Consider the following 15,199-nt stretch of genomic DNA (forward strand, 5'->3'; position numbering starts at 1 on the left):
GCATTAACTGCCCAATGTGCCTGGTGCAACGGCTAAAACGTGATCGAACCGTGGGCGCGCTGATTGTGGAAGATTAACCGTCCGTTGGTGGCTATGCCGCCGCACTGCCGGGCGTGTAGGGCCACGAAGCACAGGAAGCCGCCAATTGCAGCGCAAAGGGAGGCCACGCACCTCGATTGCGCCCTTCTCCAACTGTCGATAATGTCTTCGGAAGTGGCCAGTCATCATTGGCCGGGAGACGGGAGACGCGGGCTTGGAGCGATTCAAAGAATCGATTGAACTGAGCTTCCGGATCCGACCCGTCGGAATCGCACTCGCGGCCGTCTACGCTTTGAGCTGCCTTGTCTCGCGTCAGTTCTCGCTGGATCAGTTCTTCCTGCCAGCGGGCATCCGGGCAGCGGCACTCCTGATCGTCCCGACCCGCCTGTGGCCCTACCTGCTGCTTGGCGAGTACGCCTACTTCGCAACCCTGCGCATCCCCATGATCGACAGCTACGGCCTGGCCTGGGTCATCCTGGCCTCGACGCTGCTGATGCCGATGGCGATGCTGGTGGTCCACCTGCACCGCATGAGAATGCCATCGGAGTCCGCCGCCGGCCTCTGGCTGCTGTCGCTGACCTTCTGCACGGCGTTGTTCGTCCCGGTTCTCAATATGGGCATTTCATTCGCCCTGTGGTCGAACCCGCCGCCGAGCAACCTGCTTAGCGCAGTTGATCGCACGATCTTTGGCCACTTCGCCGCCGTCATTACCCTCGTGCCACTGGCATTCCTCTGGTCGCGACGAGACGCGGCCCCCAATTGGACGCGCCGCTTTGCTGCACCTACGGTCACGGCCATCCTGGTGATGCTGGTCCTGGCCCTGTGCATGCAGCTTACGGCCATCAGTGCCCACACCACACGCACCCACCTGGTGCTGCTGTCCTCCCTACCAGCGATCGCCCTGACCTTCATGCATGGGTGGCGTGGCGCTGCCATCGCGATTCCGCTGTTGAACCTTCCACTCCATTTCGCCACACCCAGCACCGGCCTACCGTCCTCGTTCGACCTGGGCACCTTCGCCACCCAGCAGAACATGGCCGTGATGAGTGTCGCACTGCTCGCACTGGGATCCAGCATCAGCTATCACCATGAGCGTGCACGGTCCCGTGGACTGGCTGAGGAAACCACATTGCGCTTGGCACGCAGTTCGCATCAGACCCGTGAGCGTGAGCTTCGCGAGCGCGCCTCCCATCTCAAGCAACTCGGCGAAGGCATGGACAGCTCGCTCGGCGAGATGGTCAGCTGGCTGAAGGCGCAGGGGCATCATGCCGTGGCCAACAGCCTGCAGCACGCCTCATCCGTGCACTCGCGGCTGTTCCGTGAACAGGCCAGTCTGGTCTACCCCACGGGGCTGGAGCAGGTTGGGCTGTATATCGCGCTTCGGGTTGGCGGCGCATGCGAGACCTGGAACAACTCCCATCGCGTGATTCCGCCCCGGCTGGAGGGCAACCCCTGCTTGCTGACGGTGGACCTGCAACTCGCCATCTATCGCTCGCTGATCGAGGCGGTGTCGCTGCTGCTGGAGCTGGAATCGGGACAGGTCAGCGTGCGCGCCCGGAGCGGCCAGGCTGGCGAACGCCGCGGCATCGTGGTGGTTGTGGGCCTGCTTGACCGTGGTTGCACGCTGTCGAACCGGACCGTTCAGCAAGCCACCGAGCGTCTGGCCGGCCGGATAATGGCCTACGGCGGCACGGTGCATTGCCGTAGCAACCGGCTCCGGCTCGTCCTGCACGAATCGATTGCGGGTACAGCGGCGGCATTCGCATCGCCTGCCTGACCGGGAACGACGCGCAGGGCACGCTGCTCCGCTAAAGTTGCGCCCGAAACCGCCGCTATCCGTGCCGAGCCCCTCCCTCGTGAGCCACCGCATCATGCCCGTGCTGCCGCAGGCCGCCGTCGATGGCGACCTGGCCGATCCGCTGCCGCAGCGGATCCTGCTGGTCGAAAACTCCCGTGCGTTCACCGGCATGCTGCGCGAAGCCATCGAGCAGCGCCTGGAACTGCCGGTGGTGATCGCCTCCACCCTGGCCGAGGCCGACCGGCTGCTCAGCGAAGGCGGGGGCTGGTTCCTGGTGCTGACCGGACTGGTGCTGGCCGACGGCGACCGCGATGCGGTGGTCGAGTTCTTCCTCAAGCGCGACCTGCCGACGGTGGTGGTCAGCGGCGTTTACGACGAGGACCTGCGCAAGCGCGTACTACAGCAGCAGATCATCGACTACGTGCTGAAGAACACCCCGGGCAGCATCGACTACCTGGTGTGGCTGGTGCAGCGGCTGGAACGCAACCGACGCATCGCCGCGCTGGTGGTGGACGATTCGCCGTCCGCGCGTGGCTATGCCGCCGCCCTGCTGCGGATGTATGGGCATGAGGTGCACGAAGCCGCCGACGGCAACGAGGGCCTGGCTGCAATCGAGGCGCATCCGGCGATCCGCCTGGCGGTGGTCGACCAGGAAATGCCCGGCATGCAAGGCGTGGAATTCACCCGTCGCCTCCGCACCCTGCGCTCGCGCGACAAGGTGGCGGTGATCGGCATCTCCGGCAATACCGACGCCTCATTGATCCCGCGCTTCCTGAAGAACGGCGCCAACGATTTCCTGCGCAAGCCGTTCTCGCGCGAGGAGTTCTTCTGCCGCGTCTCGCAGAACGTGGACCAGCTGGAGCTGATCGGCACCCTGCAGGACCTGGCCACCCGCGATTTCCTCACCGGCCTGCCCAACCGACGCTTCTTCCTGGAGCAGAGCCAGCGTCAGCTGCCGCAGCTGCAGCTGCACGGCCAATGCGTGGCGGTGGCGATGATCGACATCGACCACTTCAAGCACATCAACGACACCCATGGCCACGAAGCGGGCGACGACGCGCTGCGCGCGGTGGCCGGCGCGGTGACCGCGCATGCACGCAGCCACGACCTGATCGCGCGCTTCGGCGGCGAGGAGTTCTGCCTGCTGGTGCCAGACATGGAACAGGACGAGGCGCTGCTGTACTTCGAGGAGCTGCGCCAGCGCATCGCCGCACTGGAGGTGGACATCGGCACCGCTACCCTGCGCATGACGGTCAGCATCGGCCTGTGCTGCCTGCGCCCGCAGCGCGATGCGCTGCACCGGCTGATCTCCGAGGCCGACCGCCAGCTGTACCTGGCCAAGGCCGGTGGCCGCAATCGGGTCAGCTGCACCACGGTGGCCAGCCCGCTGCGTCCACGCGAGCCTGCGCTGACCTGACCGGCTCGCTTTGATCCAGATCAACGCCGTTCCCGCACGACAGCTCTACAGTCGGCCCCGACATACGCATGAAGGGGAGCCGGGGATGGCACTACTGGTCTGGCAGGACGATCTGAACATCGGCATCGATGTGATCGACCAACAACACCGCCGCATCATCGAGATGCTCAACCACCTGCACGTGGCCCAGTCCAGCCTGCAGCGCGCGGCAGTGGGTGAAGTGATCGACGAGGTGGTCGACTACACCATGTCGCACTTCGCGTTCGAGGAAGAGCTGATGGAGGAAGCGGGCTACCCGTTCTGTGCCGCGCACAAGCGCGTGCATGAGATCTTCATCAAGCGTGTGGCCGAGTACCGGCTGCGCTTCCAGGCCGGCGAGGACATCAGCGATGAACTGCGCACGATGCTCTCGCGCTGGTTGTTCAACCACATCCGCGGCGATGATCAGGCCTATGCCGAACAGGTCAAGGCACACCTGAACCAGTTCACCCGCGAGCACCAGGGCGGTGGCTGGCTGGGACGCACGCTCAAGCGCTTCTTTGGCTGAACCGCAGCGCGCGCCGGTGCAGTGCCACCAGCGCGCACAGCGTCGCTGCCGCAGTCAGGCACAGGTAGTAGCCGACCGCGACCAGACCGAAGCGTTCGGCCAGCCAGGTGGCCAGGTACGGCGCCGGTGCCGCACCCAGAATGCCGGCCAGGTTGAATGACAGCGATGCGCCGGTGTAGCGCACCTCCACCGGGTAGATCTCGGCCAGGAAGGTACCGCAGGGACCATAGGTCAGGCCCATCAGGAACAGGCCCAGGCACAGGAAGGCGGTGACCATCCACGGGCTGTGCGGCTGGAACAGCGGCGCGAACAGCACGCCGAAACCGATGATCAGCACGCTGGCCACGATCATCGTGCGGCGCGTCCCCCAGCGGTCGCCATAGCGCGCCGACAGCGGGATGCCCAGCGCGAAGAACAGCATGCCGGCCATCTGCATCAGCAGGAACTGCTCGCGGCTGTAACCCAGCACCGCCGTGCCATGGCCGAGGCTGAACACGGTCATCAGGTAGAACAGCACGAAGGTGGCGAACGCGCCCAGGGTACCCAGCAGCATCGGCACCGGGTGGTCACGCAGCACCGTCCACATCGGCAGCCGCACCGGCGCCTTGCGCTCCAGCGCCTGCTTGAAGTCGGGGGTCTCGTGGATGTTCAGCCGCACCCACAGGCCGAGGCCGACCAGCAGCGCGCTGGCCACGAACGGAATGCGCCAGCCCCATTGCAGGAAGTCGGCCTGGCTCAGGCAACGGCCCAGCACCAGGAAGATGCCGGCCGACAGCAGGAAGCCGAGCGGTGCACCCAGCTGCGGGAACATGCCGTACCAGGCACGCTTGCCCGGCGGTGCGTTCTCGGTGGCCAGCAGCACTGCCCCGCCCCACTCGCCGCCCAGACCCAGGCCCTGGCCGAAACGGCACAGCGCCAGAAGCGCCGGCGCCCACAGACCGATCTGCGCGTGCGTCGGCAGCAGGCCGATCAGCACCGTGGACAGCCCCATGGTCAGCAGCGCAGCCACCAGGGTGGCCTTGCGGCCGATGCGATCGCCGAAATGGCCGAACACTGCCGAGCCAACCGGGCGTGCGATGAAGGCCACCGCGAAGGTTGCCAGCGACTGCAGCAGGGCTGCCTGTTCGCTGCTGTCCGGGAAGAACAGGTGCGGGAACACCAGCACCGCGGCCGTGGCGTAGATGTAGAAGTCGAAGAACTCGATCGTGGTACCGATCAGGCTGGCCAGCAGAACACGACGGGGGGAATTCACGGGCGGCGCGGCAGCGGTGATCGAGGACATCGGCAACACGGGAAATGGCAGATCGACCGATTCTGCCACGGGCTGGCGGCGGTACGGCACGATGGTTTCAGCCGACACCGATGCCGACGAGGGGGCAGGCGCCTCCTGTAACGTCGAGCCATGCTCGACGGTTCTTCGCGAGATGCAGCCGAGCATGGCTCGGCTCTACAAGAACGAACGGCAGTCGAGCATCGCTCGACTCTACAGAGAGCGAACAGCCGTCCAGCAATCGCGTCGTTACAGCTGCATCCAGGTGGCCTTGATCTCGCTGTACTTGTCGAACGCATGCAGCGATTTGTCGCGCCCGTTGCCGGACTGCTTGTAGCCCCCGAACGGAGCGGTCATGTCGCCGCCATCCCAGCCGTTCACCCAGATGCTGCCGGCACGCAGCTGGCGCGCGACGCGGTGGGCTCGCCCCAGGTCCCGTGTCCACAGGCCGGCGGCCAGGCCGTAGCGGCTGTCATTGGCCACGCGCACCGCTTCGGCCTCGTCTTCGAAACCAAGCACAGCCAGCACCGGCCCGAACACTTCCTCGCGCGCCAGTGCCTGCTCCGGGCGCACCTGGTCGAACACGGTGGGCTGGACGTAGCTGCCGCCGGCTTCCACTTCGGCGCGCCGCCCACCCAGCAGCAACCGGGCACCCTCGCCTTCGGCGCGCGCGATATCGTCCATCACCTTGTCCAGGTGCGCGGCATCCACCAGCGCGCCCATCGGCGCATCAGGGTCCAATGGATGGCGGGGGTGCATGTGCTGGCCATAGGCAACCACCTGATGCACGAAATCCTCGCGGATCGAACGCTGTACCAGGAGCCGCGAACCTGCGGTACAGACCTCGCCCTGGTTGAAGAAGATACCCTGTGCCACCGCCTTCGCGGCGGCGTCCAGATCAGGGGCGTCGGCAAACACCACATGCGGGCTCTTGCCGCCACATTCCAGCCAGACCCGCTTGAGGTTGGATCGCCCTGAACACTGCAGCAGCTTCGCGCCCGTGGCCGTGGAGCCGGTGAAGGCGAGCACGTCCACATCCATGTGCAGGGCCAACGGCTCACCGACGCGCGCACCGTGCCCCGGCAGCACGTTCAGCACGCCCTCTGGCAGGCCCGCTTCGGCGGCCAGCGCCGCCAGCCGCAACGCACTCAAGGGCGAGCGCTCGGACGGCTTGAGCACCACCGAGTTGCCCATGGCCAATGCAGGCGCGATCTTCCAGCAGGCCATCAGCAGCGGAAAGTTCCACGGAACGATCGCGGCCACGACCCCGGCGGCCTCGCGCGTGACCAGTCCCAGTTCGTGCGGGCCGGTCGGCGCGATCTCGCCGTACAGCTTGTCCACGGCCTCGGCGGTCCAGCGCAGGCAGCGCACCGCGCCTGGCAGGTCGATGCGGCGCGCATCACGCACCGGCTTGCCCATGTCCAGGGTTTCCAGCAGGGCCAGCTCGTCGGCATGCGTTTCGACCAATGCCGCCAGCGCCAACAGTACGCGCTTTCGCTGGGCCGGGCTGGCCTGCGACCAGTGGCCGGCCTCGAAGCTGCGCCGCGCGGCCAGTACCGCGCGCTCCACGTCCTGTGCGTCGCAGTCGGCGACCGCCCCCAGTACGCGACCGTCGATCGGGCTGACGCAGTCGAAACGGGCGCCGCTGGCTGCATCGACATAGCGGCCATCGATGAAGGCCTGGCCTGGCATCGACAGCTGGAGGGCCAGTGCCTGCCAATGGCTGCGGTCGGGAAAATCGGCCATGGGAAGCTCCAGCATTCAACGAGCCTTGGTTATACCGGGGTCACCGCGACTCCGCCGTGACGTGGCTGCGCTACATTCGTCGCATCGGACCCGACGGAGCTGGCATGAAGCGTCCCGGAAGCGACCTGCACGACCTGACCACACAGCGCCCCGAGTCACTGGACGCTTACTGGATGCCATTCACCGCCAACCGCCAGTACAAGGCGGCACCACGCATGCTGGTCCGCGCCGAAGGCATGCACTACGAAGACATCGATGGCCGACAGATCCTCGACGGCACCGCCGGCCTGTGGTGCTGCAACGCCGGCCACGCGCGACCGCGCATCGTCGAGGCCATCGCCGGGCAGGCACGCACGCTCGACTACTCGCCCGCTTTCCAGGTGGGCTCGCCGCCGGCCTTCGCGCTGGCACAGCGGCTGGCCGCACTGGCTCCGGCCCCGCTCAACCATGTGTTCTTCACCAGCTCCGGCTCGGAGGCGGTGGATACCGCGATGAAGATCGTGCTGGCTTACCACCGCCAGCGTGGCGAGGGCCAGCGCACGCGCTTCATCAGCCGCGAGAAGGCCTATCACGGCGTCGGTTTCGGTGGCATGGCGCTGGGCGGTCTGCCCAACAACCGCAGGGCGTTCGGCCTGCAACTGGGGGGCGTGGACTATCTGCGCCACACCCTGGACCTGCAGCGCAACGCGTTCAGCAAGGGCCTGCCGCGCCAGGGCGCGGAGCTGGCCGACGACCTGGAACGGCTGATCGCGCTGCATGACGCCTCGACGATTGCCGCCGTCTTCGTCGAGCCCATCGCCGGCTCCGCCGGGGTGATCCTGCCCGCGCCCGGATACCTGCAGCGCCTGCGCGAATTGTGCGACCACCACGGCATCCTGCTGGTGTTCGATGAGGTCATCACCGGTTTCGGCCGGGTCGGCATGCCCTTCGCCGCGCAGCGCTTCGGGGTCACACCGGACCTGCTGACCTTCGCCAAGGCGGTCAGCAACGGCGCGGTGCCGCTGGGCGGCGTGCTGGCCAGCGACGCCGTGCATGCCACGCTGATGCAGGCCCCGCCGCAGGCCATCGAGCTGTTCCACGGCTATACCTACTCGGGTCACCCGCTGGCCTGCGCCGCAGCGCTGGCAACACTGGACGTCTACGCCGAGGAGCGCCTGTTCGAGCGCGCCATCGAACTGGGCGAGTACTGGCAGGAACGGCTGCACGCGCTGCAGGGCCTGCCCAACGTGATCGACATCCGCAACTTCGGGCTGGTCGGCGCGGTCGAGCTGGCACCGCGCCGCGATGCCCCTGGCAGCCGCGGCTACGAGGTGTTCCGGCGCTGCTTCCACGATGGCCGGCTGCTGGTGCGCTGCACCGGTGACATCATCGCGCTGTCGCCGCCGCTGATCGTGGACAAGGCGCAGATCGACCAGATCACCGGCACCCTGGGCGAGATGATCCGGGTCACCGCCTGAGCCCGGGCCGGCGGCGGCGAGCGGGTACAATGGGCGGTTCCGCTCCTGCTCGTTGCCGTGCCCATGGATATCGTCGTCAAAGAAGAACTCAAGGCCTACATCGACCCGCTGACCGCGGACGAACATGACGCGCTGGAGCGCAGCATCCTGGCCGAAGGCTGCCGCGATGCGCTGGTGCTGTGGGGTAATGTGCTGGTCGATGGTCACAACCGTTTCGGCATCTGCCAGAAGCATGGCCTGCCCTTCAACACCGTGCAGAACACGCGCTTCCAGAGCATGGAAGACGTTCACCTGTGGATGATCGAGCAGCATCTGGGCCGTCGCAGCGTGTCCGATTTCCAGCGCGGCGTGCTGGCGCTGCGCAAGCGCGACATCCTGGCCGCCCGCAAGCAGGTCGAGCAGGCGCAGCTGCAGCGCGAGAGCGACGGTACCGCCGAGATTGCCGATGAGGCGGGCGAGGACAGCCCGCCGTGGGAGCCGGCACCGAAGCTCAGCCGCGCCGAACTGGCCCGCGAAGCCAAGCTGAGTACCAGCCAGGTCGGCATGATCGAGCGCATCCATGCCCAGGCTGCACCCGAAGTGGTGGAGGCAGTGAAGGCCGGCGTGATCTCGATCAGCGCCGCCGCAGCCGTGGCCGATCTGCCCGAAGAGGAGCAACGCGCCGCCGCCGCCGGCGGCAAGGATGAGCTGAAGCAGGCGGCCAAGCGCGTGCGCGAATCCAAGCGCAAGCCGCGCGCGCCGAAGCCGGACGCGGCCGAGATGGACTTCGAGGAGCCCAGCGAGGACGAGATCGCCAGCCGCGACGCCGAGGTACTGTTGGCACTGGAACAGCTGGGCGAGGATGCCCCGGCCCTGCGCCGCCGCGTGGTCGCGTTGACCCGCGAGAACGACACCCTGCGCGCGCAGCTGGCCGCGCTGCGCAAGCAGGTAGTGCCGGTTAGACTTCCGGCATGACGCCTGCCCACGATCCGCGCCGCGCCCAGCTGCGGCGCCTGAAAGCCCTCGCACTGGGCCTGCTGCTGTTGATGCTGGCCGGATTCGCGGTCAGCCATTGGCACGGCGAACGCGGCATCTGGGCCTGGGTTTCGGCCTTCTGCGAGGCTGCTGCGGTCGGCGCGCTGGCCGACTGGTTCGCAGTCGTTGCGCTGTTCCGGCGGCCAATGGGCCTGCCGATTCCGCACACCGCGATCATCCCGCGCAGCAAGGAACGCATCGGCGACAGCCTGGCGCTGTTCGTGCGCGACCAGTTCCTGGAACCGGGTGTGCTGCTGGCCAAGCTGCAGGTGTTCGATCCGGCCAGTCGTCTCGGTAGCTGGCTGGCCGACCCGGCACGCTCGCGGATGCTGGCCGACATGGCCCGCGGCTGGGCGCTGCAGGCACTGGATTTCTTCGACGAAACCGCGGTGCGGCGGCAACTGCATGCCTTCGTGGTGCAGCAGCTGCGGCAGTGGAACGCTGCTGCCACCGCCGGTGAACTGCTGGCCCTGCTGACCGCCGATGGCCGCCACCAGCGCGTGCTGGACGAGGGCCTGCAGCGCCTGGGACGCTGGCTGGAGCAGCCGGAGGTGAAGGAGCGCGCCTCGCAGCTGATCGTGCGCTACATCCAGCGCGAATGGCCGACGCTGTCGAGCACGGTGAACTGGGTCAAGCCAATCGACGAGATCGGCGACAGCCTGGCCGAACGCCTGGCGCGGGCGGTACTGGAAGAACTGCAACAGGTGCTGGCCGAGCCGCAGCATCCGCTGCGCCAGGACTACGAGACCTGGCTGCAGAACTACGTGCAGCGCCTGCGCGAAGACCCGGCGCTGGCTGAGCGCATCGAACAGCTCAAGCAGGACATGATCGACCACCCCGCCCTGCAGGACTACGTGCAGGGGCTGTGGGCGCGTATCCATGCCAGCCTGCGCGCCGACCTGCAACGCGAAGACTCGGCGCTGGTCGGACACCTGCGGCGCAGCCTGGCGTCGCTGGGCAGCAGCCTGCAGGCCGACCCGGCCCTGCGCGAGGCCCTCAACCAGCACCTGCTGGAAGGTGCACAGCGCCTGACCGGCCGCCTGCGCGAGGGCGTGACCACGCATATCGCGCAGACCGTGAAGGGCTGGGACGAGCGGCACCTGGTCGAGCAACTGGAACTGAGTGTGGGTCGCGACCTGCAGTTCATCCGCTTCAACGGCACCCTGGTGGGCGGGTTGATCGGCCTGCTGCTGCATGCGGCAACCGTGGTGTTCAGGTTCTAGCCCCGGCCAACGCCCACGATCAGCACGCTTGATTCATGAAATGCGAATACATATCATTTGCTGATCGGTTGTACGCTTAGCCAAACGGGCACGAAAAACGTGCCCATCGCCCGTGTACTGCCCCGACTTCTGGGCTGCCCGTCTGCGCGGGCAGTGCTTCGTCGATGGGACACGCTGGGCGACATGCGCAGGGCGCAAGGGGGCCGCGGACGCGTTCCATCCCTTCTCCTACCTTCAGGAACGCCGTGGACCGCTCGCCCACACCCGCCAGCCCCCGCACCTTGTTCTCCAGCCCGCGCTGGGGCGTGCTGTCACGCGCTTTGGCCGCGATTTTCGGCGGCTATGCGCTGGCCTCGATGACCAGCGTGTTCTGCGCGGTGGCGTTGCCCGGCGCGCGCGGCCAGACCGTGCTGACCGGCATGCTGCTGGCCATTGTGGTGGCTGCCTGCGCGGCGCTGTGGGCCTTTGCCACCCGCAGTGCACTGCGGGCCTGGGTCGGCATCCTCGCCCCCGCCCTGCTGATGGCGGCGGTCGCACGCCTGTTGGGCGCCTGGGCATGAAGAACGGATTCCGCCAGTCGATGGCCTGGCTGCATACCTGGACGGGCCTGCTGGTCGGCTGGTTGCTGCTGCTGATCTTCATGGCCGGCACGGCCAGCTACTACCGCGAGGAAATCAGTCGCTGGATGCGCCCGGAGCTGCCGTCCAGCAACGTCAGCATCGACGTGGCCGCGCAGCGCGCGGTGGCCTACCTGCAGGCCAATGCGAGCCACGCCGAGAACTGGTTCGTCACCCTGCCGCAGCCGCGCAACCCGGCCATGCAGCTGTTCTGGCGGCTGCCACCGGAACTGGCTGACCCCAGTCGTGGCCGTCGCGGTGGCTTCGGCGACGCCACGCTCGACCCGAACACCGGCCAGGCATTGAAGGCGCGCGAGACCCGTGGCGGCGACTTCTTCTACCGCCTGCACTTCGACCTGCACTACATCCCGGTGTACTGGGCGCGCTACCTGGTCGGTTTCTGCGCGATGTTCATGCTGGTGGCGATCATCACCGGCGTCATCACCCACAAGAAAATCTTCAAGGACTTCTTCACCTTCCGCAAGGACAAGGGCCTGCGGTCCTGGCTGGATTTCCACAACGTCAGCGCGGTGATGGCCCTGCCGTACCACGCGATGATCACCTACACCGGCATCGTCACTCTGATGATCATGTACCTGCCGTGGGGGGTGAAAGTCGCCTACCCGCAGGACGAGGACAAGTTCTTCAGCGAAGCCTTCGGCGGCATGCCAGAGGTGACCGCGCCGGCACAGGGCCGCGCCACGCCGCTGCCGATCGCACAGCTGCTGGACAGCGCGCGTGCACACTGGCACGGCGTGGAAGTGGCCGGCTTCACCGTGTCCAACCCGGGCGCTGCCAATGCGGTGATCGACATCCGCCAACGCGACGGCAGGCGTTTGTCCACCGACACCCCGGCGCTGCGCTACAACATGGTCAACGGTGCGCTGCTGGAAGAGACGCCGCCGTCCGGCGGCGCCACCGCCACCCGTGGCGTGCTGTATGGCCTGCACCTGGCGCGCTTCGCCGACTGGGGCCTGCGCGCACTGTTCTTCCTGTCCGGCCTGGTCGGCTGCCTGATGGTCGCCAGCGGCGTGGTGCTGTGGGCGGTGAAGGAGCGTCCCAGGCATGCCAAGAACGGGCGTACCGGATTCGGCCTGCGCCTGGTCGATGCGCTGAACATCGGCACCGTGGCCGGCCTGCCGATCGCCTTCGCGGCGTACTTCTGGGGCAACCGCCTGCTGCCGCTGCAGATCGCCGAGCGCTCCAGTGCCGAGGCCAACGTGTTCTTCTACGCCTGGGGCGGCGCGCTGCTGGCCGCCTTCATCTGGCCGAAGCGGATGATGTGGGCGTGGCAGCTCTATCTGGGTGCGGCCGCGTTCGCACTGGTGCCGGTGGTCAATGCAGTGACCACCCATGCCCACCTCGGGGTCACACTGCGCAGCGGCGACTGGGTACTGGCCGGCGTCGATCTTTCGATGATCGCGTTCGGCGCGATGCTGGCGCTGTGCGGCTGGCGCATGCAGCGCTGGACGCCACCGCTGAGTGCGGCCGAGAAGAAGAAACGTGCGGCCGCTGCGGCTGCACCGAAGGCATCGGTGAACACTGCGGAAGCGGCCGAAGCGGAGGCCAGCGCATGATGCTGCTGGCACTGGCGCTGTCGTTCTCTGCGTTCACCGCGCTGTCGCTGTCGATGGAAAAGCACCAGCACGACCTGCATGGCAAGGCCGCGGCCGCACCCGCACGGCGGATGCAGTGGCGGGTGCTGGGCTGGGCGCTGCTGGCGGCGGCGTTCGCACTGTGCGTGGCCGACCACGGCTGGGCGATGGGCCCGGTGCTATGGCTGGGCGCAATGACCCTGGCCGGCGTGACGCTGTCGTTCGGGTTGTACCCGTATCGTCCAACATGGATTGCGCCGCTGGCGATCGCGCTGCCGGTGCTGGGGTTGGTGCTGGAATTGCTGTAGCCGCAGGACGGGGACAGCGGCATCCTCGCATGGCGTGGATCTACAATGCCGGTATGGATAGCATGCTGCAGCGGATGTCTGGAATCGGCTTTTTTTCCCGGTTGGGTGAAACACTGCCCATAGCGGCCGGCGTCGTCGCCGTTCGGTCGCTGGCCGAAGCACTGCGGACCATCGATACCGATGGTTTCGAATGGATGCCCACCACACTGGGCGATTCGGATCCGTTTCACGGCGCCCTGCCCCATCCAGCCGAACTCGCCGACGCCCGACGCGAACTCAACCGCACGTTGATGCGCGCGCTTTCGGCACTGGATCTGCCGGCACTGCGCTGTGGTGCACATGACCTGCAGCTGGTGGCGCGCGATGGGGCGATGTTCGCCTTCCGGCAACGCCTGCTGGAGATGCATCTCGGCCTGCCGGCACACTGGGAGCCTGTGCTTGCGCTGTACGAACAGGGCCATTGGCCCCTGGCCCATGCGCCGGGGCGATTGTTGGTGCTTTAGGCCGATCCACGCATGGCGTGGATCTACGGACCAGACGCGGTAATGCCTGCCGCTGGCCGGCATCCCGCGGACCTTCCACGGTTCTGACGCAGTTGCCGGCCAGCGGCCGGCACTACCGGGCTTACCCCAACCGCTTCAGTTCCCACGCGCGGTGGATGCGCGCGTTGCGCTCGAAATCCGGACCAATCGTGCGTGCGGTGATCTCGCGGCACTGGGCGAACTCGGCGATGGCGTTCTCTTCCAGCTTGAAGCGGCGGAAGTTGTTGGAGAAGTACAGCACGCCACCCGGTGCCAGCCGCGCCACCGCCGCACGCAGCAGCTTCAGTTGTTCGCGCTGCACGTCGAAGTCATCGGCGCGTGCGGAGTTGGAGAAAGTCGGCGGGTCACAGAAGATCACGTCGTACTGGCCACGGTCGCCTTCCAGCCACGCCATCGCGTCGGCCTGGACCAGCAGGTGCTGGTTGCCCCCCTGTCCGTTCAACGCCAGGTTGTCGTAGCACCATTGCAGGTAGGTAGCCGACAGGTCGACGCTGGTCGTGCTGGCGGCACCCGCCACGGCGGCCTGCACGCTGGCCACGCCGGTGTAGCAGAACAGGTTCAGGAAACGCTTGCCACGCACCTGCTCGGCCATCATCCGGCGCAGCGGGCGGTGGTCAAGGAACAGGCCGGTATCGAGGTAGTCGAACAGGTTCACCTGCAGCAGCGCGTTGTTCTCTCGCACCACGATGAACTCGTCGCGCTGCTCGAAGCGGCCGTACTTGCTGCCGCCCTTGCCGCGCTCGCGCGATTTCATCGACACCTGTTCCGGTGGCACGCCGAACACTTCGCGCGCGGCGGCCAGCAGCTCATTGCGGCGGCGGCGCACGTCGTTCTCGGGAATCGCCGCCGGTGCCGCATATTCCTGCACATGCAGGAAGGTACGCCGCCTGCCCCCCTCTTCCTCGTAGACGTCGATGGCCGCCGCGTACTCCGGCAGGTCGGCGTCGTAGGCGCGGAAGCAGGTGATGTCCTCGCGGGCACGCCAGCTCTTGAACTTCTTCAGGTTCTTGCGCAGGCGGTTGGCCACCATCTGCGCGCCTTCGCTCAGCTCGCGGGGCTGTGCCGGATCACGGCCCGGAACAGCGATCGGATCGCAGACGATCAGCGCGCATTCCAGCGCGCCGTTGAACATCTGGTACTTCTTGCTGGCGCGCAGGCCGGTGGCAAAGGCCAGTTCGTCATTGCCACACAGCAGGCTGGCGCGCCACTGCGGCACCGCCTTCTGCAAGGCATTGCCCAGTGCACGATACAACGCTGGATCGGCGGCCAGGCGCTCGTCGTACGGCGGGTTGCAGACCACCGCACCGATCTCCTGTTCCGGCGCGGCCAGGTCGGCGACATCGGCGCGGGTGAAACGGATCGCGTGGGCGACGCCGGCGACCTCGGCATTCTCGCGGGCCGCCTGGATCGCAGCCGGGTCGATGTCGCTGCCGTGGATGACCGGCTTCAGCGCGGCCAGGCCGGCCGCTTCGCGCTCACGTGCTTCGCTCTGGATGGACTTCCAGGCCGCCTTGTCGAAGCCCAGCCAACGGCTCGGCGGCAGGCTGCCATGCCGCATCAGGCCTGGGGCAACGTCGGCGGCCATCAGCGCGCCTTCGATCAGCAGCGTGCCGCTGCCACACATCG

General features: G+C 67.2%; 13 protein-coding genes. 10 read left to right on the plus strand and 3 right to left on the minus strand.

Annotated elements, in window-relative coordinates; all coding sequences use genetic code 11:
* The first annotated feature begins 253 nt into the window (after positions 1-253).
* The 3 genes from N5E02_RS11660 (at position 254) to N5E02_RS11670 (ending at position 3,801) form a co-directional block, all read left to right on the plus strand.
* Complete coding sequence (locus N5E02_RS11660; RefSeq protein WP_279946282.1) at positions 254-1,816, plus strand: MASE1 domain-containing protein; 1,563 nt, start codon at positions 254-256, stop codon at positions 1,814-1,816.
* 94 nt (positions 1,817-1,910) lie between these two features.
* Positions 1,911-3,254 (plus strand): diguanylate cyclase, encoded by a 1,344-nt coding sequence (locus N5E02_RS11665; protein WP_049416322.1) that lies wholly within the window; start codon positions 1,911-1,913, stop codon positions 3,252-3,254.
* An 85-nt stretch (positions 3,255-3,339) separates the two neighbouring features.
* Positions 3,340-3,801, plus strand: coding sequence for a bacteriohemerythrin (locus tag N5E02_RS11670; protein ID WP_005415916.1), 462 nt, complete (start codon positions 3,340-3,342; stop codon positions 3,799-3,801).
* On the opposite strand, the gene N5E02_RS11675 is transcribed toward N5E02_RS11670, so the two are convergent.
* Both N5E02_RS11675 and N5E02_RS11680 read right to left on the minus strand, forming a co-directional pair.
* Positions 3,782-5,083, minus strand: a complete 1,302-nt coding sequence (locus tag N5E02_RS11675; RefSeq protein WP_032954064.1) for an MFS transporter — start codon at positions 5,081-5,083, stop codon at positions 3,782-3,784. The two genes, N5E02_RS11670 and N5E02_RS11675, sit on opposite strands and share 20 nt — an antisense overlap.
* 237 nt (positions 5,084-5,320) lie before the next feature.
* A complete protein-coding gene (locus N5E02_RS11680; protein WP_065177402.1) occupies positions 5,321-6,817 on the minus strand; it encodes an aldehyde dehydrogenase in 1,497 nt (498 codons plus the stop codon).
* 104 nt (positions 6,818-6,921) lie between these two features.
* On the opposite strand from N5E02_RS11680, the gene N5E02_RS11685 reads away from it, so the two are divergent.
* The 7 genes from N5E02_RS11685 to N5E02_RS11715 all read left to right on the plus strand — a co-directional run bounded on the left by N5E02_RS11685 (position 6,922) and on the right by N5E02_RS11715 (position 13,534).
* On the plus strand, positions 6,922-8,274 hold the full coding sequence (locus N5E02_RS11685) for an aspartate aminotransferase family protein (protein WP_065177403.1): 1,353 nt from the start codon (positions 6,922-6,924) through the stop codon (positions 8,272-8,274).
* 63 nt (positions 8,275-8,337) lie between these two features.
* Entirely contained in the window at positions 8,338-9,228 is an 891-nt protein-coding gene (locus tag N5E02_RS11690) for a plasmid replication/partition related protein (protein ID WP_279946283.1), read from the plus strand.
* On the plus strand, positions 9,225-10,511 hold the full coding sequence (locus N5E02_RS11695; RefSeq protein WP_065177404.1) for a DUF445 family protein: 1,287 nt from the start codon (positions 9,225-9,227) through the stop codon (positions 10,509-10,511). The genes N5E02_RS11690 and N5E02_RS11695 overlap by 4 nt, the downstream gene beginning before the upstream one ends.
* 245 nt (positions 10,512-10,756) lie before the next feature.
* Positions 10,757-11,071, plus strand: coding sequence for a DUF3649 domain-containing protein (locus N5E02_RS11700; RefSeq protein ID WP_005415910.1), 315 nt, complete (start codon positions 10,757-10,759; stop codon positions 11,069-11,071).
* Positions 11,068-12,705: a PepSY-associated TM helix domain-containing protein gene (locus N5E02_RS11705; protein WP_139726941.1), complete on the plus strand. Its 1,638-nt coding sequence runs from the start codon at positions 11,068-11,070 to the stop codon at positions 12,703-12,705. Before N5E02_RS11700 ends, N5E02_RS11705 begins: the two co-directional genes overlap by 4 nt.
* A complete protein-coding gene (locus tag N5E02_RS11710; protein ID WP_005415908.1) occupies positions 12,702-13,031 on the plus strand; it encodes a DUF3325 domain-containing protein in 330 nt (109 codons plus the stop codon). The genes N5E02_RS11705 and N5E02_RS11710 overlap by 4 nt, the downstream gene beginning before the upstream one ends.
* 29 nt (positions 13,032-13,060) lie before the next feature.
* Complete coding sequence (locus tag N5E02_RS11715) at positions 13,061-13,534, plus strand: hypothetical protein (protein ID WP_262220180.1); 474 nt, start codon at positions 13,061-13,063, stop codon at positions 13,532-13,534.
* A gap of 121 nt (positions 13,535-13,655) precedes the next feature.
* Here the strand turns inward: N5E02_RS11715 and rlmKL are convergent.
* Positions 13,656-15,199, minus strand: a 1,544-nt coding sequence (gene rlmKL / locus N5E02_RS11720; protein WP_279946284.1) for a bifunctional 23S rRNA (guanine(2069)-N(7))-methyltransferase RlmK/23S rRNA (guanine(2445)-N(2))-methyltransferase RlmL, incomplete at its 5' end; no start/stop codon positions are given.

The organism is Stenotrophomonas sp. GD03777 (assembly GCF_029842485.1).
GTDB lineage: Bacteria > Pseudomonadota > Gammaproteobacteria > Xanthomonadales > Xanthomonadaceae > Stenotrophomonas > Stenotrophomonas sepilia.

Excerpts from the sequence above, each read along its gene's own strand:
- N5E02_RS11665 (WP_049416322.1), top strand. The coding sequence starts at position 1,911 with ATGCCCGTGCTGCCGCAGGCCGCCGTCGATGGCGACCTGGCCGATCCG.
- N5E02_RS11670 (WP_005415916.1), top strand. The coding sequence starts at position 3,340 with ATGGCACTACTGGTCTGGCAGGACGATCTGAACATCGGCATCGATGTG.
- N5E02_RS11675 (WP_032954064.1), bottom strand. The coding sequence starts at position 5,083 with ATGTCCTCGATCACCGCTGCCGCGCCGCCCGTGAATTCCCCCCGTCGT.
- N5E02_RS11680 (WP_065177402.1), bottom strand. The coding sequence starts at position 6,817 with ATGGCCGATTTTCCCGACCGCAGCCATTGGCAGGCACTGGCCCTCCAG.
- N5E02_RS11685 (WP_065177403.1), top strand. The coding sequence starts at position 6,922 with ATGAAGCGTCCCGGAAGCGACCTGCACGACCTGACCACACAGCGCCCC.
- N5E02_RS11690 (WP_279946283.1), top strand. The coding sequence starts at position 8,338 with ATGGATATCGTCGTCAAAGAAGAACTCAAGGCCTACATCGACCCGCTG.
- N5E02_RS11695 (WP_065177404.1), top strand. The coding sequence starts at position 9,225 with ATGACGCCTGCCCACGATCCGCGCCGCGCCCAGCTGCGGCGCCTGAAA.
- N5E02_RS11705 (WP_139726941.1), top strand. The coding sequence starts at position 11,068 with ATGAAGAACGGATTCCGCCAGTCGATGGCCTGGCTGCATACCTGGACG.
- N5E02_RS11710 (WP_005415908.1), top strand. The coding sequence starts at position 12,702 with ATGATGCTGCTGGCACTGGCGCTGTCGTTCTCTGCGTTCACCGCGCTG.
- N5E02_RS11715 (WP_262220180.1), top strand. The coding sequence starts at position 13,061 with ATGGCGTGGATCTACAATGCCGGTATGGATAGCATGCTGCAGCGGATG.